This is a genomic window from Leclercia sp. GLN_9 (genome assembly GCF_043105735.1).
Lineage (GTDB): Bacteria > Pseudomonadota > Gammaproteobacteria > Enterobacterales > Enterobacteriaceae > Enterobacter > Enterobacter adecarboxylatus.
In genome coordinates, this window is sequence record NZ_JBICLV010000016.1 from 138,977 (window position 1) to 159,258 (window position 20,282).

The 20,282-nt window shown below is 58.3% G+C and carries 17 protein-coding genes; 11 read left to right on the top strand and 6 right to left on the bottom strand.

All coding sequences use genetic code 11. The features are described 5' to 3' along the window. Positions 1-838: 838 nt before the first annotated feature. Together ACF8PE_RS10590 and ACF8PE_RS10595 are read right to left on the bottom strand one after the other, a co-directional pair. Positions 839-1,681, bottom strand: coding sequence for a pyridoxal phosphatase (locus tag ACF8PE_RS10590; RefSeq protein WP_155166465.1), 843 nt, complete (start codon positions 1,679-1,681; stop codon positions 839-841). An 82-nt stretch (positions 1,682-1,763) separates the two neighbouring features. After that, a complete protein-coding gene (locus ACF8PE_RS10595) occupies positions 1,764-2,024 on the bottom strand; it encodes an HAD-IIB family hydrolase (RefSeq protein ID WP_371320490.1) in 261 nt (86 codons plus the stop codon). Between the two features lie 153 nt (positions 2,025-2,177). Here ACF8PE_RS10595 and pgl point away from each other — a divergent pair, with 153 nt between their 5' ends. Next, positions 2,178-3,173, top strand: a complete 996-nt coding sequence (gene pgl, locus ACF8PE_RS10600) for a 6-phosphogluconolactonase (protein ID WP_200143028.1) — start codon at positions 2,178-2,180, stop codon at positions 3,171-3,173. Positions 3,174-3,393: 220 nt separating this feature from the next. Here the strand turns inward: pgl and ACF8PE_RS10605 are convergent, their stop codons facing one another. Further along, a complete protein-coding gene (locus ACF8PE_RS10605) occupies positions 3,394-4,677 on the bottom strand; it encodes a putative acyl-CoA thioester hydrolase (protein WP_059308478.1) in 1,284 nt (427 codons plus the stop codon). A gap of 223 nt (positions 4,678-4,900) precedes the next feature. Between ACF8PE_RS10605 and hutI the strand changes: the two genes are divergently transcribed. From hutI to hutH, 5 genes are all read left to right on the top strand, one after another. Next, positions 4,901-6,124, top strand: coding sequence for an imidazolonepropionase (gene hutI, locus ACF8PE_RS10610; protein ID WP_103791929.1), 1,224 nt, complete (start codon positions 4,901-4,903; stop codon positions 6,122-6,124). Further along, positions 6,121-7,059, top strand: a complete 939-nt coding sequence (gene hutG / locus ACF8PE_RS10615; RefSeq protein WP_032617120.1) for a formimidoylglutamase — start codon at positions 6,121-6,123, stop codon at positions 7,057-7,059. Before hutI ends, hutG begins: the two co-directional genes overlap by 4 nt. Positions 7,060-7,103: 44 nt before the next feature. Continuing rightward, the gene (locus ACF8PE_RS10620; protein ID WP_032617121.1) at positions 7,104-7,838 is read left to right on the top strand and encodes a histidine utilization repressor; all 735 of its coding nucleotides are present in this window, start codon (positions 7,104-7,106) and stop codon (positions 7,836-7,838) included. Between the two features lie 125 nt (positions 7,839-7,963). After that, complete coding sequence (gene hutU / locus ACF8PE_RS10625) at positions 7,964-9,649, top strand: urocanate hydratase (RefSeq protein WP_392494827.1); 1,686 nt, start codon at positions 7,964-7,966, stop codon at positions 9,647-9,649. Then, complete coding sequence (hutH, locus tag ACF8PE_RS10630) at positions 9,649-11,169, top strand: histidine ammonia-lyase (RefSeq protein WP_032617123.1); 1,521 nt, start codon at positions 9,649-9,651, stop codon at positions 11,167-11,169. Before hutU ends, hutH begins: the two co-directional genes overlap by 1 nt. A gap of 68 nt (positions 11,170-11,237) precedes the next feature. Here the strand turns inward: hutH and ACF8PE_RS10635 are convergent, their stop codons facing one another. After that, complete coding sequence (locus ACF8PE_RS10635; protein ID WP_392494828.1) at positions 11,238-11,714, bottom strand: kinase inhibitor; 477 nt, start codon at positions 11,712-11,714, stop codon at positions 11,238-11,240. A 45-nt stretch (positions 11,715-11,759) separates the two neighbouring features. After that, on the bottom strand, positions 11,760-13,067 hold the full coding sequence (bioA, locus tag ACF8PE_RS10640) for an adenosylmethionine--8-amino-7-oxononanoate transaminase (RefSeq protein WP_392494833.1): 1,308 nt from the start codon (positions 13,065-13,067) through the stop codon (positions 11,760-11,762). A 69-nt stretch (positions 13,068-13,136) separates the two neighbouring features. Here bioA and bioB point away from each other — a divergent pair, with 69 nt between their 5' ends. The 4 genes from bioB to bioD are packed head-to-tail and all read left to right on the top strand — an operon-like array spanning position 13,137 to position 16,767. Then, positions 13,137-14,177 (top strand): biotin synthase BioB, encoded by a 1,041-nt coding sequence (gene bioB, locus ACF8PE_RS10645; protein ID WP_144839853.1) that lies wholly within the window; start codon positions 13,137-13,139, stop codon positions 14,175-14,177. Continuing rightward, entirely contained in the window at positions 14,174-15,331 is a 1,158-nt protein-coding gene (gene bioF, locus ACF8PE_RS10650) for an 8-amino-7-oxononanoate synthase (protein WP_392494829.1), read from the top strand. Before bioB ends, bioF begins: the two co-directional genes overlap by 4 nt. Next, positions 15,315-16,070, top strand: coding sequence for a malonyl-ACP O-methyltransferase BioC (gene bioC, locus ACF8PE_RS10655; protein ID WP_392494830.1), 756 nt, complete (start codon positions 15,315-15,317; stop codon positions 16,068-16,070). The genes bioF and bioC overlap by 17 nt, the downstream gene beginning before the upstream one ends. Then, positions 16,063-16,767 carry a dethiobiotin synthase gene (gene bioD, locus ACF8PE_RS10660; RefSeq protein ID WP_392494831.1) on the top strand — a complete coding sequence of 235 codons (705 nt, stop codon included), beginning with the start codon at positions 16,063-16,065 and terminating at the stop codon, positions 16,765-16,767. The genes bioC and bioD overlap by 8 nt, the downstream gene beginning before the upstream one ends. Here the strand turns inward: bioD and ACF8PE_RS10665 are convergent. Continuing rightward, on the bottom strand, positions 16,727-17,434 hold the full coding sequence (locus ACF8PE_RS10665) for an ABC transporter ATP-binding protein (RefSeq protein ID WP_032617131.1): 708 nt from the start codon (positions 17,432-17,434) through the stop codon (positions 16,727-16,729). The two genes, bioD and ACF8PE_RS10665, sit on opposite strands and share 41 nt — an antisense overlap. A 746-nt stretch (positions 17,435-18,180) precedes the next feature. On the opposite strand from ACF8PE_RS10665, the gene uvrB reads away from it, so the two are divergent. Beyond that, entirely contained in the window at positions 18,181-20,196 is a 2,016-nt protein-coding gene (uvrB, locus tag ACF8PE_RS10670) for an excinuclease ABC subunit UvrB (protein WP_032617132.1), read from the top strand. Positions 20,197-20,282 lie beyond the last annotated feature (86 nt).

The following is a 20,282-nucleotide window of genomic DNA, read 5'->3' on the forward strand; positions in this document are numbered from 1 at the left end:
CTCAAAAACATTAGCGGTACAATAATTATTAATCAGTTCAGGGCTGTACTATGTCATTTATGCTCTATAAACACTGGCAATAAAGAAGAGACATATTACAGATTGCTTTATACTTCCCGGATTTAATTTTTAGTACTCTCTCCAAGAATACAATTAAATCATTTAACGAGCGACTATAAGTAAATACCTAACATACCCTTACAAGGAGAACCAAATGAAAAACAAACCTCAAGTACAAAAATGCCTAAAGCAGTTGCAGCAACAGCAATTAAGGAGAGATATTCACCAAAAATTCACTGGATGGGTAGATCTACATACATTGTTAGGGAAGAACAGACCGAAGTAAAATTTTACAAACTTCCAATTCCATTATGGCATTGTTTATAGGCGATCTATAGTACCTACATGAAGTGGAGATAATGATGATCAATTTTTACTTATTGTGAACTGTGACAAGCGTACTATGTCACACGTACAGGTTAACTTCATGATAAATCAACACCGTTTAACGTGATTGAATTGAGCAAGGTATGGATCGTAAAGATTCTAGTGAATGTTAGTCTAAGAATCCTTTCAAGGTTAAGACTAAAATCAGTGTTCAAGGTGATAGTATGGAAGCATTACATCGCATACATGTTTGCGTTCCTTATCGCATAGAACTATGTCATTGCACCTGTAGTACTGGCAGTGTTCGGCGTATGGTTGCCGCCTGTGTAGTACTGGACGATGTGATCAAGATGCTGGTGCTGATATTGAGCGGGGTCTAACGGTGCAGTACTGGCAAGTTCAGTCTGATTATGACGGCATAAATGTTTGAACTATGCCGCCATAATCAGAATTACACTGGTTCGGTTGCTGGTACATACATAAAGTACTTGTTCACTATCTCAGCAATTCCAGTTTCTGTATTGTCGCCAATTACAAGATCGGCATTTGCTTTGATCTCATCGGCAGCATTACCCATTGCTACGCCTAAACCAGCAGATTTGAGCATACTGAGATCGTTAAAATTATCCCCAAACGCGATTACCTGGTTCATAGATAAACCCTGCGATTCTACCCATTGTGCTAATCGCTTACCTTTGCTATTTCCCACTTGTGCTATATCAACCTGGTCATGCCATGACCATTCACATGCAAGTCCCAGTTCACGCTCTACGATCTGACCGAATTTTTGTAATTTGACTGTATCAGTATCAGTGAGGGCGAACTTCCAGATCCCGGATACTGCATGGGCTGCTTCACGTAGTGAAGTTACCTGTTTAAATACCGGACGTTGTGATTCTGGCAACGATTGAGACCATTTTTCAGTACGAATGATATGCCCCGTGGGTTCTGTATAAAACATGGCATTATCGGCATACATCAAACTGTGAACATTGTAACTATCAAATAGGTCAATCAACTGTGTTGCCTGGTCTGGATGTAATGGATCAGATGTAATAACTCTCTGTTCATGATAATCGTACAGCAACGCACCGTTACAGCAAATTGCAGGGGTTTCCAGTTCTAACGCCTGATAAAAAGGGTGGATGGCACAATGATGACGTCCAGTGACTATCACCACTTTTGCACCACTCTCGCGTGCACGCCGTAATGCTAATAGGGAATCAGGCAGGATTGTTTTTTGTGGCGTTAACAGCGTGCCATCTAGGTCAAGGGCAATTACTTGATAGTTCATGTCTTGTTTCGCGTGTTAGAGTTGAGAAGTCATGCCGATGGTACACCGCTTGTTAAGTACTTCAAAATTACGAGACAAGGAATTAGATGTATGTAGTGCAAGGATTTGTTTGTATAATATTTAAGTCATTCAAATAAGTGCCATTACAACAAATTGCAGGTGTATCTAACGCCAGTGCCTGATAAAAAGGATGAATAGCAACGTGATGTCGACCCGTCACGATGAGGAGTTGATATCCCACCTCCCGGGCGCGCTTCAGGGCGTCGAGGGAAGAGGGGAGCAGGGTTTTTTGCGGGGTTAATAGCGTACCGTCTAAATCCAGTGCAATCACACGCGAGGTCATTTGATATTCCGGGTTAATGTTGAAATGGCAGAATGAGCAGATGGTACACCGCGTAACTAACGCTGCAAAATTCCTGATTAAAATTCAGCATTCACCGTTAAAAAAGACTATCCTGGTACATTACTTTTACGCGCAGTGAGGAAAGGAGCATTCATGAAACAAACCGTTTATACCGCCAGTCCTGAAAGCCAGCAGATCCATGTCTGGCGTCTGAATCCCGAAGGCACACTCACCCTGGTACAGGTCGTCGATGTTCCCGGCCAGGTTCAGCCGATGGTGATCAGCCCGGATAAACGTTTCCTGTATGTGGGCGTGCGCCCGGAATTCCGTGTGCTTGCGTACCGTATCTCTCCTGACGATGGCGCTCTGACCTGGACGGCCGAAGCCGCCCTGCCGGGTAGCCCAACCCATATCTCAACCGATCTACAGGGGCGCTTTATCTTTAGCGGCTCCTACAATGCCGGTTGCGTTAGCGTGACCCGCCTGGATGACGGCATTCCGACCGAGACCGTAGAGGTGGTTGAAGGTCTGGAAGGTTGCCACTCAGCCAACATCTCCCCGGATAACCGCACCCTGTGGGTACCGGCGCTGAAACAGGATCGTATCTGCCTGTTTACTCTTGGCGACGACGGCAAGCTGGCGGCGCAAACGCCTGCGGAAGTGACCACTGTAGAAGGCGCTGGCCCGCGTCACATGGTCTTCCACCCGAATCAGCAGTACGCCTACGTCGTGAATGAGCTGAACTGCTCTGTGGACGTCTGGGCGCTGCGCGATCCGCACGGCAACATCGAGTGTGTGCAGACCCTGGACATGATGCCGACGGACTTCACCGATACGCGCTGGGGTGCGGATATTCACATCACTCCTGACGGACGCCACCTCTATACCTGCGATCGTACTTCAAGCCTGATCACCATCTTCAGCATCTCTGAAGATGGCAGCGTGCTGGCAATCGAAGGCTTCCAGCCAACCGAGACCCAGCCGCGCGGCTTTAACGTCGATCACAGCGGTAAATTCCTGATTGCGGCGGGACAGAAATCCCACCATATCGCCCTGTATGAGATTCAGGGCGAGCAGGGCCTGCTGGAAGAGAAGGGGCGTTACGCAGTCGGCCAGGGGCCAATGTGGGTGGTGGTTAACGCGCACTAAGGCCGATGAAATAAAAAAACCTCGCCAATGCGAGGTTTTTTTATGCCCGGAGGTAACCGGGTGAGCACACCGAAAACACCAACCCCACTATTAATCCCGAGCTGATGCGCTATAAACAGGGTTGCTGTTTTGCAACGGCTGGATGCGTATCTGAGGCGCGGTGCCTGACATGCCCAGCCGCAGCAATAAGGGGGAGTCACTCCCCCTTGTTACCAGAATCTTACTGCTTTGGTTCGGCGATAACTTTGCTGCCTACACCGCGGTTGTTGTATTCCCACATGCGGTTGAAGTTAGCGTCGTTAAGGTTACGCTGCACGTTGCCTTTATCATCCACCGCACCGGTGTTACCCGCATACGGACGCTGAGAAATCGCGGCGTTGCCCCAGGGTTTTGCCATATTAAAGCCTTCGTTGATCACGCTGTCGCGGATCACCACCTGGCCGTTAGAGGCAGAATCGACATCCAGCGAGCGGCCCAGCTGCGCCACACCATCACCCATCGCGGTAAAGCGGCTGTTTACCGCCAGGAAGCCGTAGAACATGTTCGACAGGGTAGCCGGTGCGAAGACATAGCCTTCCTGCTGCGTACGGCTGTTCATCACGCGGAAATCGGTATTATCAAACACCACCGCACCGCGACCTGAAACAATATCCACATCGCCTTCGATGTAGCTGTTAGTCACCAGGGTGCGGGTGATGCGGTTGTTTTTCAGGGTGTTCTCGACACCGCTGTTGGTGACGAAGAAGGTGTTCTGACGACCCAGAATATTCACCTTGTCGATCTGCACCTGATCGCCATCGCTGCGCAGGGCTACCGCCTGGTGGTTTCCGGCATCGACGCTGTCACCCAGATTGTTTTCAATCGTCAGGTTCTGCAGCTGCAGGCCGTTGTTCTGCGACCAGAAGACCGCGGAACACATCACGCCGATGGTGGCGCTGTGCTTGCTCTGGCAACGGTCAAACATGTACCAGGCTGGTTTGCCAGGCATGTATTTACCGCCCGGGTTAACCAGACGACGCCAGGTGGTGGTATCGATTTCGGAGTCGATCGCCAGACCAATTTTCACATCAATGGGTTTTTCGCCCGTACCGTACAGGGTCACGCTGCCTGGCGCGGCAGGTACATACACCGTCCCTTCGTATTCGCCGGGTAAAATGGCGATGTACTGGCGGGAGCTGCTGTGCTTAGCAATGGCTGCATCGACGGCCGCCTGGATAGTGGTATGCGTAACGCCCTGGGTTCCCGCCGGGCCAACAACAAAGTTTGGCTGTGCAGGCAGGCGAATGGCATAAGGACTCCACGGCGCCGCGTTCGGATCCATGGCCGTGAAGTAGCGGGCCTGCTGGAAGTTTTTCGCTTCATCAGCGGAAAGGATCGGGCGGGAAGCCGTGCCTGGCGCGGCCTGCTCTGAAGGCAGTTGATCCGGCGGCGTAGAGCTGCACGCAGACAACGTCACGCCAAATGCGAGGGCCAGCGCCAGACGAGAAATCCTGGAAATGTTCAAGGGAAGCTCCTGCTAAGCATATCAATAGGGGGATAACTGAAATAGCTTGCTTTTTTATACTAAGTTGAGCGAAACGGGAAGATGAAAAGGCAAAAAGTTACTTTTTCTTCCCACGCTTAGCGGGAAAGTTGTCACAAATAAATAACAATTTCGGTAAAGGCGATTGACAGGCCGCCGGGAATGAAAATAAATGTCTATACAACTCATGACAAGCGGAAGCCCGATGCTGCAACTTCATCCCGACGACGTAATCTGGCGTAACCTGCGCCTCGCGACCCTGGATCCTGCCCACGGCACAGCCTATGGCCTGCTGGAGAATCGGGCGTTAATTGTGCGCGGTGAGACCATCCTGGCGATCGTGCCTGAATCTGACCTGCCTGCGGATCTGCCCAACGCCAACGATTTACAGGGCCGGCTGGTCACGCCGGGCCTGATCGATTGCCACACCCATCTGGTGTTCGGCGGCGATCGCGCCGCCGAGTGGGAGCAGCGGCTGAACGGCGTCTCCTATCAGACCATCAGCGCCCAGGGCGGTGGGATTAATGCCACGGTGACCGCCACCCGGAACAGTACGCCAGAGCAGCTTGAGCAGCTGGCGCAGCAGCGTTTACAGCGCCTGATGCGCGAAGGCGTCACCACCCTCGAAATCAAATCCGGTTATGGCCTGAACGACGAAACGGAAGAGAAGATGCTGCGCGTGGTCCAGCGTCTGGCGCATACCCATCCCATTGAGATCAGCCCGACGTTGCTGGCCGCTCACGCGGTGCCGAAAGAGTACCGCCAGGATCCCGATGCTTATATAGACCATGTTTGTCAGCACACCCTGCCGCAGCTGTGGGAGAAAGGGCTTTTCGAAGCCGTGGATGTGTTTTGCGAGAATGTCGGCTTTACTCCAGCACAGAGCGAGCGGGTGTTTCAGGCGGCACAGGCCCGGGGGATCCCGATAAAAGGCCACGTCGAACAGCTCTCGAACCTCGGCGGCACCGCGCTGGTGAGCCGTTACCAGGGGCTATCTGCCGATCACATTGAATATCTTGATGAAGCCGGGGTGAGCGCGATGTCCCGAAGCGGCACCGTGGCGGTGCTGCTGCCCGGTGCTTTCTATTTCTTACAGGAGCGCCAGCGTCCGCCGGTTGCGCTGTTGCGCCAGCAGGGGGTGCCGATGGCCGTCGCCACCGATTACAACCCTGGCACCAGCCCGTTTGCCAGTCTGCATCTGGCGATGAACATGGCCTGCGTCCAGTTTGGTCTGACCCCGGAAGAGGCGTGGGCAGGGGTGACCCGGCACGCCGCACAGGCGCTCGGTCGCGGCGAAACGCACGGCCAGCTGAAGGCCGGGTTTGTCGCCGATCTGGCGATCTGGGATGCGAAAAGCCCGGTGGAGATGGTGTATGAGCCGGGGCGTAACCCGCTTTATCAGCGCGTATTCAGAGGAAAAGTACAATGAGTGTGTGGCAGCCCGTTTCACCTGACATCTGGCAGGGGCGCGACGACCGTCACGAGGCCAGCAACGCCCTGCGCCTGTTCCAGACCGTACGGCAAAGCGACACGCAGCAGCCTTCCGGCGACGGCATCGCCCTGATCGGCTTCGCCTGTGACGAAGGGGTGAGACGCAATCAGGGCCGGACCGGTGCCGCACAGGCCCCGGATACGTTACGTCGGGCGCTGGGGAATATGGCCAGCCATGAGGGCCATGAGCGGCTGACCGACATGGGCAACATTCGCGTTGAAGGGGAGGCGCTGGAGGCCGCCCAGCAGGCACTGAGTGAGACGGTGACCGCCTGTCAGCAGGCGGGAATGCGCACCCTGGTGTTCGGCGGCGGGCATGAAACCGCCTGGGCGCATGGCCGGGGCGTGCTGGATGCCTTTCCCGGCGAGCGGGTGGTGATTATCAACCTGGATGCGCATCTCGATCTGCGAAACGCCAGCCAGGCCACCTCCGGGACACCCTTCCGCCAGCTGGCGCTATACTGCGCCGAACAGCAGCGTGAGTTTCACTATGCCTGCCTGGGGGTTAGCCGGGCGGCAAATACCCGGGCACTCTGGGATGAGGCGGCCCGTCTTAACGTCACCCTGGTCGAGGATCTCGACTTCCCGCAGCAGGCGTTACGGGTAGTTGAGAACATCCTGAACGAGGCGGATCGGGTCTATCTCACCATCGACCTTGACGTGATGCCGACCGGGGAGATGCCCGCCGTGTCCGCGCCTGCTGCGCTGGGCGTTCCCGCCCGGGATCTGCTGCCGGTCATTGAGCGGGTCTGCCGCAGCGGCAAACTGCAGGCGGCCGATCTGGTAGAGTTCAGCCCCGGTTTCGACCGCGACGGTCAGGGCGCGAAGCTCGCCGCGCGGCTTGCCTGGCAAATAGCTCACTGGTGGGCATAAAGGCTGTATATACTCGACTTTTTCTTCCGGCTTAAGGAATTGCTATGTTTTCTCGCGCCCCGCAGCAGCAGGCCAATACGCCAGCCCCTTTCTATGAAAAGGTAAAACAAGCGATCAGCCATCAGATCGCCACCGGCGTCTGGCGTCCGCACGATCGCATCCCGTCCGAAGCCGAGCTGGTGGCGCAGTTCGGCTTTAGCCGGATGACCATTAACCGCGCGCTGCGGGAGCTAACCGATGAGGGGCTGCTGGTGCGTCTGCAGGGGGTCGGCACGTTTGTGGCCGAGCCGAAGGGGCAGTCGGCGCTGTTTGAGATCCGCAGCATTGCCGATGAGATCGCCTCCCGCAACCATCAACACCGTTGTGAGGTGTTGCTCCTCGAAGAGACGCAGGCCAACGCCGTGCAGGCCGTGGCGCTGAATGTTAAAGAGGGCACGCTGATCTTCCACTCCCTGATGCTGCACTACGAAAACGACGTACCGGTCCAGATAGAAGATCGCTGTGTAAACGCCACGCTGGTGCCGGACTATCTGCAACAGGACTACACCGTCACCACGCCTCATGCCTGGCTGTCGCAGGTTGCGCCGCTGACGGAAGGGGAGCATATCGTTGAAGCGGTACGCGCCACGCCGCAGGAGTGCGAGCTGCTGCGCATTAAAGAGCACGATCCCTGCCTGCTGATCCACCGCCGCACCTGGTCAGCCTCGCACATCGTTTCCCACGCCAGATTGCTGTTCCCGGGCAACCGCTACCGGCTGCAGGGCCATTTCATGTCATAAGCCAAAAGCGTGATTGCTGACGCAATATAACAAAAATGTATCGTAATTGTTAAAACCAGCCTTGTGTGCACTTGTCTATACAAGTATATCTTACTGTATATTCTGTCCCCAATGAGGAGCACACAATGTCGTCAGGTAAGTATCGCCAGCAAGAGATCCGCGCCCCCCGTGGCACCACGTTAAATGCCAAAAGCTGGCTCACCGAAGCCCCGCTGCGCATGTTAATGAACAACCTCGATCCCGACGTGGCGGAAAATCCTCACGAGCTGGTGGTGTATGGCGGGATTGGCCGCGCGGCGCGTAACTGGGCCTGTTATGACGCGATAGTTGCCGCCCTCACCGAACTGGAAAACGACGAAACCCTGCTGGTGCAATCCGGTAAACCGGTCGGCGTATTCAAAACCCACGAAAACGCCCCGCGCGTGCTGATCGCCAACTCCAACCTGGTGCCGCACTGGGCGACCTGGGAACACTTCAACGAGCTGGATGCGAAGGGGCTGGCAATGTATGGCCAGATGACCGCGGGCAGCTGGATCTACATCGGCAGCCAGGGCATCGTCCAGGGCACCTATGAGACCTTTGTCGAAGCGGGACGCCAGCACTATAACGGCTCCCTGAAAGGACGTTGGGTACTGACTGCGGGCTTAGGCGGGATGGGTGGCGCACAGCCGCTGGCAGCGACCCTGGCAGGCGCCTGCTCCCTGAATATTGAGTGCCAGCAGAGCCGCATCGATTTCCGTCTGCGCACCCGTTACGTCGATGAGCAGGCCGACTCGCTGGATGACGCCCTCGCACGCATCAATAAATACACCCAGCAAGGCAAAGCGGTCTCGATTGCCCTGTGTGGCAATGCCGCCGATATCGTGCCGGAACTGGTGGCGCGCGGCGTGCGCCCGGACCTGGTCACCGACCAGACCAGCGCCCACGATCCGCTGCACGGCTACCTGCCAAAAGGCTGGAGCTGGGAAGAGTATCAGCAGAAAGCCCAGCAGGATCCTGAAGGCACCGTTCTGGCGGCGAAGCGTTCGATGGCCGAGCACGTTAGCGCGATGCTGGCCTTCAGCCAGCAGGGCGTGCCCACTTTCGATTACGGCAACAACATTCGCCAGATGGCGAAAGAGATGGGTGTGACCAACGCCTTCGATTTCCCGGGCTTTGTCCCTGCCTATATCCGCCCGCTGTTCTGCCGCGGCATCGGCCCGTTCCGCTGGGTGGCGCTCTCAGGCGACCCGGAAGATATCTACAAAACTGACGCCAAAGTGAAAGAGATCGTCGCCGATGATGAGCACCTGCATCACTGGCTGGATATGGCCCGCGAGCGCATTAGCTTCCAGGGCTTGCCGGCGCGTATCTGCTGGGTGGGGCTGGAGTGGCGCCAGAAGCTGGGCCTGGCCTTTAATGAAATGGTTCGTAGCAGGGAAGTCTCCGCGCCGATTGTCATCGGTCGCGACCATCTTGATTCCGGCTCGGTTGCCAGCCCGAACCGCGAAACCGAAGCGATGCAGGACGGTTCCGACGCAGTATCCGACTGGCCGCTGCTGAACGCCCTGCTCAATACCGCCAGCGGCGCGACCTGGGTCTCGCTGCACCACGGCGGCGGGGTAGGGATGGGCTTCTCCCAACATGCCGGGATGGTGATCGTCTGTGACGGCACCGATGAAGCCGCAGCCCGTATTGCCCGCGTTCTGCACAACGATCCGGCGACAGGCGTAATGCGCCATGCTGATGCCGGATATGACATCGCGATTGATTGCGCGAAAGAGCAGGGCCTGAACCTGCCGATGATCACCTCCAGAGAAGGAAAGCACTGATGAACGCCTTAACCCTGATTCCCGGTTCACTGACGCTGGCCCAGCTGCGCCAGGTCTGGCAACAGCCGCTGCAGCTGACGCTTGATGAATCAGCCCACCAGGCGATTAACGACAGCGTGGCCTGCGTGGAAGCGATAGTGGCAGAGGGGCGCACCGCCTACGGGATCAACACCGGTTTTGGCCTGCTGGCGCAGACGCGTATCGCCACGCACGACCTGGAAAATCTGCAACGTTCGCTGGTGCTGTCCCATGCGGCGGGCGTCGGCGAGCCGCTGGATGACAACATTGTGCGTCTGATGATGGTGCTGAAAATCAACAGCCTGGCGCGCGGTTTCTCCGGTATCCGCCTGAGCGTGATTCAGGCTCTGATCGCGCTGGTCAATGCCGGGGTTTATCCGTGGATCCCGGCCAAGGGTTCGGTCGGCGCGTCCGGCGACCTGGCTCCGCTGGCACACATGTCCCTGACCCTGCTCGGCGAGGGCAAAGCCCGTTACCGTGGGGAATGGCTACCGGCCGCCACCGCCCTGCAAAAAGCCGGGCTTGCCCCGGTCACGCTGGCGGCAAAAGAGGGGCTGGCGCTGTTGAACGGCACCCAGGCTTCCACCGCTTTTGCCCTGCGAGGCCTGTTCGAAGCCGAAGATCTGTTTGCCTCGGCGGTTGTCTGCGGGGCGCTCACCACCGAAGCGGTGCTTGGTTCCCGCCGTCCGTTCGATGCCCGTATTCATGACGTGCGCGGCCAGCGCGGGCAGATCGACGCCGCGGCGCTGTTCCGTCACGTGCTGACCGATACCAGCGCCATTGCCGAATCGCATCACAACTGCGACAAAGTGCAGGACCCGTACTCCCTGCGCTGCCAGCCGCAGGTGATGGGCGCCTGCCTGACCCAGATGCGCCAGGTGGCAGAGGTCCTGCTGGTTGAATCCAACGCCGTTTCCGATAACCCGCTGGTGTTCGCGGCCGAAAACGACGTGGTCTCCGGGGGGAACTTCCACGCCGAACCGGTGGCGATGGCGGCGGATAATCTGGCCCTGGCGATTGCCGAAATCGGCGCGCTGTCCGAACGCCGTATCGCGCTGATGATGGATAAACACATGTCGCAACTGCCGCCGTTCCTGGTGCGCAACGGCGGCGTAAACTCCGGGTTTATGATTGCCCAGGTGACGGCGGCGGCGCTGGCGAGCGAGAACAAAGCCCTGTCGCACCCGCACAGCGTGGACAGCCTGCCGACCTCAGCCAATCAGGAAGATCATGTCTCGATGGCCCCGGCGGCGGGGCGTCGTTTGTGGGAGATGGCGAGCAATACCCGCGGCGTGCTGGCGGTGGAGTGGCTGGCGGCCTGTCAGGGCTGCGATCTGCGCGACGGTCTGACCTCCAGCCCGCTGCTGGAGCAGGCGCGGCAGATCCTGCGGGAGCAGGTGGCGCACTATGATGATGACCGCTTCTTCGCCCCGGATATTGATGCGGCGATGGGGCTGCTGGATAAACGCACTCTGGTGGCGTTATTGCCTCCCGTGCTGTAACGGTTTGCCCGGTGGCGTTTCGCTTACCGGGCCTACAAAAAAACCGGCTTATTGGCCGGTTTTTTTAGTTAACTGTACATCGCCGTAATCGACGCGCTGCCCAGGGTATGGAAATGGACGTTAAAGCCCACCATCGCACCGCTCGCCTCTTCATCGACCTCGATTCTCTCCACATCCAGCGCATGCACCGTAAAGATATAGCGATGGGTTTCGCCTTTCGGCGGAGCCGCGCCGCCATATCCCGGCTTACCAAAATCGGTACGGGTCTCCACCGCGCCATCCGGCAGCGCCACCAGCGAGGAGCCGGAACCCTGCGGTAGCACGCGGGTATTGGCGGGAATATTGGCGACGATCCAGTGCCACCAGCCCGAGCCGGTAGGCGCATCCGGGTCGTAACAGGTCACGACAAAGCTTTTGGTGCCCGATGGCACCTCGTCCCACGCCAGATGCGGAGAGATGTTATCTCCCTCATATCCCATACCGTTAAACACGTGGCGCAGCGGGAGTTTATCGCCGTCTTGCAGATCCTGACTGATCAGTTTCATCGTATCTCTCCGTATAAGCCCTGCAAAAAGTGTAATCCTGTGGGCTTAAATCGCAAAGTGGGCGGGATTATTCACAGCATCCACCACGGCGGCGGTCAGTTTGCTGAGCTGATCGCGGCCAATGATATACGGCGGCATCAGATAAATTAGCTTTCCGAACGGGCGTACCCAGACGCCACGCGCCACAAAGAAGCGTTGCAACGCCGCCATGTTCACCGGATGGGTGGTTTCGACGACGCCGATGGCCCCCAGCACCCGCACGTCAGCGACATATTCTGCCATCCGCGCCGCCGCCAGCTCATCCTTCAGCTGGGCTTCGATGGCGGCCACCTGGCTCTGCCACTCGCCGCTCTCCAGCAACGCCAGACTCTCGCTGGCCACCGCACAGGCCAGCGGGTTGCCCATAAAGGTCGGGCCGTGCATAAAGCAGCCTGCTTCGCCATTGCTGATGGTCTCTGCCACCTGGCGAGTGGTGAGGGTGGCGGAGAGCGTCATGGTGCCGCCCGTCAGGGCTTTGCCGAGACAGAGAATGTCCGGCGTAATGCCCGCGTGCTCACAGGCAAACAGCTTGCCGGTACGCCCGAAGCCGGTGGCAATTTCATCGGCAATCAGCAGGATGCCTTCGCGGTCGCACATCCTGCGAATGCGCTTCAGCCACTCCGGGTGATACATGCGCATCCCGCCCGCACCCTGTACCACTGGCTCAAGGATCACCGCCGCAATCTCATGGCGATGGGCGGCCATCAGACGGGCAAAGCCGACCATGTCCATTTCATCCCACTCGCCGTCAAAGCGGCTTTGCGGTGCCGGGGCAAACAGGTTTTCTGGCAGGTAGCCTTTCCACAGGCTGTGCATGGAGTTGTCGGGATCGCACACCGACATCGCGCCGAAGGTGTCGCCGTGGTAGCCGTTGCGGAAGGTGATAAAGCGCTGACGGCTTTCGCCTTTCGCATGCCAGTACTGCAGGGCCATTTTCATCGCCACTTCCACCGCCACCGAGCCGGAATCCGCCAGGAAAACACACTCCAGCGCCTCGGGGGTCATCGCCACCAGCCGACGGCAGAGATCTACCGCCGGTTGATGGGTGATCCCGCCGAACATCACGTGGGACATGCGGTCAATCTGCGCTTTCATCGCCGCATTCAGCCGCGGGTGGTTGTAGCCATGAATGGCTGCCCACCAGGAGGACATACCGTCCACCAGCTGTTCGCCGCTGGCCAGCGTCAGCTCGCAGCCGTGTGCTTCCGTCACCGGGTACACCGGCAGGGGCTGAGTCATGGAGGTGTAGGGATGCCAGATATGGCGCTGATCGAAGGCGAGATCGTCCGTTGTCATAATCGACTTGTAAACCATTTTGAAAACATTTAGGTTTACAAGCATAACCCGAACCCATCCTGAACTAAACCCCTTTGGAGACGCCCCATGGCTCACCAGACTCGCTGGACATTGTCGCAAGTCACCGCATTATTTGAAAAACCGCTGCTGGAACTGCTGTTTGAAGCGCAGCAGATCCACCGTCAGCATTTCGACCCGCAGCAGGTTCAGGTCAGTACTCTGCTGTCGATCAAAACCGGCGCCTGCCCGGAAGATTGCAAATATTGCCCGCAAAGCGCGCGCTATAAGACTGGCCTTGAATCCGAACGCCTGATGGAGGTCGAGCAGGTGCTGGAGTCGGCGCGTCAGGCGAAAAACGCCGGTTCGACCCGCTTCTGCATGGGCGCGGCATGGAAAAACCCGCACGAGCGCGACATGCCCTACCTCGAGCAGATGGTGCAGGGTGTGAAGGCCATGGGCCTCGAAGCCTGTATGACCCTCGGCACGCTGGACGACACCCAGGCCCAGCGTCTGGCCTCGGCAGGGCTGGATTACTACAACCACAACCTCGACACCTCCCCGGAGTTTTACGGCAACATTATCACCACCCGCACCTATCAGGAGCGTCTGGATACGCTGGACAAAGTGCGCGATGCGGGCATTAAGGTCTGCTCGGGCGGGATTGTCGGGTTGGGCGAAACGGTGACCGATCGCGCCGGTCTGCTCCTGCAACTGGCGAACCTGCCGACCCCGCCGGAGAGCGTGCCGATTAACATGCTGGTGAAGGTGAAGGGCACCCCGCTGGCCGACAACGACGATGTGGACGCGTTTGATTTTATTCGCACCATTGCGGTTGCGCGCGTGATGATGCCGACGTCGTTCGTGCGCCTCTCGGCGGGCCGGGAGCAGATGAATGAGCAGACCCAGGCGATGTGCTTTATGGCCGGGGCCAACTCCATTTTCTACGGCTGCAAGCTGCTCACCACCCCGAACCCGGAAGAGGACAAAGACGTACAGCTGTTCCGCAAGCTGGGGCTGAATCCGCAGCAAACCGCGGTGCTGACGGGCGATAACGAGCAGCAGTATCAGCTCGAACAGCAGTTGATCAACGCCGATACCGACCAGTTCTACAACGCGGCGACGGTATGACCTGGCAACAACGCATCGATGCTGCCCTTGATGCGCGCCGGGCGGCAGATGCCCTGCGCGTGCGCACCCCGGTGGAGAACGGCGCGGGGCGCTTTCTCATCCGCGAGCAGCGGCAATACTGCAATTTCTCCGGCAATGACTATCTCGGCCTGAGTCAGCACCCGGCGATCATCCGCGCCTGGCAACAGGGCGCGGAGCAGTACGGGGTAGGCAGCGGCGGCTCCGGCCACGTCAGCGGCTACACCCACGCGCATCAGGCGCTGGAAGCGCATCTTGCTGACTGGCTCGGCTACCCCCGGGCGCTGCTGTTTATATCCGGCTTTGCCGCCAATCAGGCGCTGATTGCCGCCCTGACCGGCAAGGACGATCGCATCCTGGCTGACCGCTTAAGCCACGCCTCGCTGCTGGAAGCCGCCAGCCTTAGCCCGGCACAATTACGCCGTTTTGCCCACAACGATGTCGCCCAGCTGGACGCGCTGCTGGATAAACCCTGCGAGGGGCAACAGCTTGTCGTGACCGAGGGGATCTTTAGCATGGACGGCGACAGCGCGCCGCTGGGTGAGATCCATGCTGCAGCGCAGCGCCAGGGCAGCTGGCTGCTGGTGGACGATGCCCACGGCATTGGCGTCACCGGGCCAGAAGGGCGAGGAAGTGCCGCCGGGCAGGGGGTAAAACCCGAGCTGCTGGTGGTGACCTTTGGCAAAGGCGTTGGCATCAGCGGGGCGGCGGTACTGTGCAGCGACCCGGTAGCCGACTACCTGCTGCAGTTCGCCCGGCACCTGATCTACAGCACCAGTATGCCGCCCGCCCAGGCGGTGGCGCTGCTGGCGGCCTTTAACCTGATCCGTAGCGACGAAGGTGAAGCGCGTCGGCAGCGGCTGGCGGGGCATATCCGCCAGTTCCGAGCGGGTGTGGGTGACCTCCCGATGACGATCACCGCCTCGCAGAGCGCCATTCAGCCGCTGATTGTGGGCGAAAACGCCCGTGCGCTGCATCTGGCGCACACCCTCAGGCAGCAGGGGATCTGGGTAACCGCGATTCGTCCTCCTACCGTGCCGGCAGGGACGGCGCGCTTACGCCTGACCCTGACGGCGGCCCATGAGTCGGCTGATATCGCCGCATTACTGGAGGCGCTGCATGTCGCAAGTGAATAAACAGGCGATTGCCGCCGCCTTTGGCCGGGCGGCGCACAGCTACGCACGCCACGACGGACTCCAGCGGGAAAGCGCTGACGGGCTGCGGGCCTTGCTCGCTGAAAACCGTTTCCCCCGCGTGCTGGATGCGGGCTGCGGACCGGGGAGTAACAGCCTCACCTGGCGCAAGGCCGGGAGCCACGTGACGGCGATGGATCTCTGCGCCCCGATGCTGGAGGAAGCGCGTCGCAACCAGGCGGCCGACCACTATCTGCAGGCCGATATCGAAGCCATTCCGCTGGCGGAGGGGCAGTTCAGCCTCGTCTGGAGCCATCTGGCGGTGCAATGGTGCGCCAGCCTGCCGCAGGCGCTGGCCGAACTCTACCGGGTGGCGCAGCCGGGGGGCAAGGTGGCCTTCACGACGCTGCTCAATGGCTCGCTGCCGGAGCTGAATCAGGCCTGGCAGGCGATAGATACCCAGCCACATGCCAACCGGTTTCTGTCCGGGCAGCAGGTAAACGACGCCCTGTCCGGCTGGCAGTACCGCTCCGCGGTCCAGATCGTCACGCTGCTGTTTGACGATGCGCTCAGCGCCATGCAGTCCCTGAAGGGGATTGGGGCCACCCATCTTCACGCCGGACGGTCGAATAAACCCTTAACCCGCGGGCAACTGCACCAGCTGGCCCAGGCCTGGCCACAGCAGGCGGGGAAATTCCCGCTCTCTTACCAACTTTTTCATGGGATTATCGAACGTGACTGAACGTTATTTTGTCACCGGCACCGACACCGAGGTCGGAAAAACCGTTGCCAGCACCGCTCTGTTACAGGCGGCGCGTGCGCTGGGTCGCCATACCGCGGGATACAAACCGGTGGCCTCCGGTAGCGAGATGACCGCAGCAGGGCTGCGTAACAGCGATGCGCTGGCGTTACAACGCAACAGCAGCGTGGCCTTGAGCTATCCGGCGGTCAATCCCTACACCTTCGCCGAGCCGACCTCGCCGCATATCATCAGCGCGGATGAGCAGCGCCCGATCCTGTTCAGTACGCTTTCCGCCGGGTTACGTACGCTGGAGACGCAGGCTGACTGGGTGCTGGTGGAAGGCGCGGGCGGCTGGTTTACGCCGCTGTCGCAAGAGCAGACCTTCGCAGACTGGGTGATGGCCGAGCGCCTGCCGGTGATCCTGGTGGTGGGAGTCAAGCTGGGCTGTATTAACCACGCCATGCTGACCGCGCAGGCGATCCGCCAGGCAGGGCTGCATTTTGCAGGCTGGGTAGCGAACGGGGTGGTGCCGTCCGGCAAGCGCCATCCTGAATACATGGCCACGCTCAGGCGCGTGCTGCCAGCCCCCTTGTTGGGCGAAATCCCGTGGCTGGGCGACGAGGCGGACACCGCAACCGTCGGGCACTATCTTTCCCTTACTGCGCTGACGCCGCAGGCCCCATCCAGTGGGCTATAAGCGGATCATCCAGCTCGCTGACCCTGCCCTGGGCTACATTTCGCCCCCGGTAAAGCAGGCAAAAGCGATCCGCTACCCGGCGGATCAGGGAGAGGTGCTGCTCGGCCAGCAGCACCGATAACCCCAGCTCCCGGTTGAACCTGAGCAGCAGTTGCGCCAGTTTGAGAGTAAATAACTGGCCGGTCCCGCGGCTCGGCTCGTCGAGGATCAGCAGGCGAGGGCGGGTCACCAGCGCGTTCGCCAGCGCCAGCTGATATTGCTGATCGTCGTTAAGACCGGAGGCCCGCAGCTGGCGCAGCGGATAAAGCTCGGGAAAGAACTCAAAAACGTCGCGGCTTGTTGTTCCGCCCGCGACGCCTTTCGCCATTCGCGCAATGTGCAAATTCTCCTCTACCGTCAGTTGCGAGAAGATCCGCCTGTCCTGCGGCACAAAGCTAATTCCCGTCCTGGCCTGCTGCAAATCGCAGGGCGAGGCCCCGGCGTCATGCCAGACCATGGTGCCGCTGGCAATCGGCAGCAGGCCAGCAATACAGCTCACGAGGGTGGTTTTCCCCATCCCGGGTAGCCCGAGTACGCCGGTGCAGACGCCGGGGGGGAGATCGAGGTCAACGTTCCACAGGGTGTGGCGATCTCCGTAATACTGATTAACGGCGCGCAGGCTTAACATGGTGGTGCTCCTTTTTCAGGCATCGGTGACACCTGATACTCTGCAAGACTCTTGCCACTGCCTATAAAAGGGCGTTTAAAGCGGCTTTTTTCGGAATCGGCTCAAAAATCAGCGCGGTGAGCCAGGGGCGATGCACCGCGTCGGTGCCCTCTGAGATGCGCCTGGTGCAGGGCGATTTTGGTCAAAATGTGAACAGGATCTCACCAAATCCTTCGGTGATTTTGGTCATCAGATCGCCAAAATTAGGCGATAAAAATTTTTTACCGTTCCGTTGTGGGTAAAAACCGGGAACGAGCCGAGTCACGTTCCGTATGGGCTGGCGGCAGTTATCCACTATTCCTGTGGATAACCATGTGCATTAGAGTTAGAAAACACAAGGTAAGCGAGAGAATACGCGGCCTGCGCCTGAATTGCTGCGAAACGCGTCTTTTTGAAAACTTTTAAGCAGATCAAAGCGTTAAATAAAAGCAATCATTGTCATCAAAGTGTCAACTTGCAGGGGTGAAGTCCAGCGGCTCGCCTTGACAAATGTTAAAAAATGAAAAGTTCTGGGGATAACCCACCCCTGTTGGAATTTTATCCCGTTGCAGTCGAAATTTTACGCAGCTTCGCTCGATTCCCACTGCTGCTGGCACAAAATGGCGCGGATGCCACTGGATTTATATCCAGTATAATTTACTGGCAAAAATAGCCATCAGGAGTAAAATTACACACCTGCCGTATTAACCATCATCAGGTCGCCGCTCATGAGTAAACCGTTCAAACTGAATTCCGCTTTCCGTCCTTCCGGCGATCAGCCTGAAGCGATTCGCCGTCTGAAAGAGGGGCTGGAGGATGGGCTTGCACACCAGACGCTGCTGGGCGTGACCGGTTCGGGTAAAACCTTTACCGTCGCCAACGTGATCGCCGATCTGCAGCGGCCGACCATGGTGCTGGCACCGAATAAAACGTTGGCTGCGCAGCTATACGGCGAGATGAAAGAGTTCTTCCCCGAAAATGCGGTGGAGTATTTCGTCTCGTACTACGACTACTATCAGCCGGAAGCCTACGTCCCTAGCTCCGATACCTTTATCGAAAAAGATGCCTCGGTGAACGAGCATATCGAGCAGATGCGTCTGTCCGCGACCAAGGCGCTGCTTGAACGCCGTGACGTAGTGGTGGTGGCATCGGTATCAGCCATTTACGGCCTCGGCGATCCCGATCTCTACCTGAAGATGATGCTGCACCTGACCCAGGGGATGATTATCGATCAGCGCGCCATCTTGCGGCGGCTGGCGGAACTGCAGTACACCCGTAACGATCAGGCGTTCCAGCGCGGCACCTTCCGCGTTCGCGGGGAGGTCATCGATATCTTCCCGGCTGAGTCGGACGACTTCGCGCTGCGTGTCGAGCTGTTCGATGAAGAGGTCGAGCGTCTGTCGCTGTTTGACCCGCTGACCGGCCAGGTGGAGTCAATTATTCAGCGCTTCACCGTCTACCCGAAAACCCACTACGTGACCCCGCGCGAGCGCATCGTGCAGGCGATGGAAGATATCAAAGTCGAGTTGGCGGATCGCCGCAAAACGCTGCTGGACAATAACAAGCTGCTGGAAGAGCAACGTATCAGCCAGCGTACCCAGTTCGATCTCGAGATGATGAACGAGCTGGGCTACTGCTCCGGGATTGAAAACTACTCGCGCTATCTCTCTGGCCGCGGGCCGGGGGAGGCACCGCCAACCCTGTTTGACTACCTGCCGGCGGATGGCCTGCTGGTGGTGGACGAATCCCACGTCACCATTCCGCAGATTGGCGGGATGTATCGTGGCGACCGGGCGCGTAAAGAGACCCTGGTGGAGTACGGCTTCCGCCTGCCGTCAGCGCTGGATAACCGCCCAATGAAGTTTGAAGAGTTTGAGGCGCTCGCACCGCAAACCATTTACGTTTCCGCAACGCCGGGCAACTACGAGCTGGAGAAATCGGGCGACGAAGTGGTCGATCAGGTGGTGCGTCCGACAGGCCTGCTGGATCCGATTATCGAAGTGCGCCCGGTTGCGACGCAGGTGGATGACCTGCTGTCGGAGATCCGCGCCCGGTCGGCCATCAACGAGCGCGTGCTTGTCACCACCCTGACCAAACGCATGGCCGAGGATCTGACCGAATACCTCGAGGAGCACGGCGAGAAGGTGCGCTATCTGCACTCCGATATCGACACCGTGGAGCGAATGGAGATCATCCGCGATCTGCGTCTTGGCGAGTTCGACGTGCTGGTGGGGATCAACCTGCTGCGTGAAGGGCTGGATATGCCGGAAGTGTCGCTGGTGGCGATTCTGGATGCCGATAAAGAGGGCTTCCTGCGCTCTGAGCGCTCGCTTATCCAGACCATTGGTCGCGCTGCGCGTAACGTCAACGGCAAAGCGATTCTCTATGGCGACAAAATCACCCCGTCAATGGCAAAAGCGATTGGGGAAACGGAACGCCGTCGCGAGAAGCAGCAGGCCTACAACGAAGAGCACGGCATTACGCCGCAGGGTCTGAACAAGAAGGTGGTGGATATCCTGGCGCTCGGCCAGAATATTGCCAAAACCAAAGCGAAAGGTCGCGGCAAGTCACGCTCACCGGTTGAGGCTGATACCGTTGCCCTGACGCCGAAGGCGCTGCAGCAGAAAATTCACGAACTGGAAGCACAGATGATGCAGCATGCGCAGAATCTGGAGTTCGAGGAGGCCGCGCAGATCCGCGACCAGCTGCACCAGCTGCGGGATCTATTTATCGCCGCGTCCTAGGTAAAAGCGAAATGGCCATCTCTGGAGTAATGCCAGTCAGTTGAGTCTGGCGGAATGTTCCGTTCACCTCAGGTTCAACAGAATAT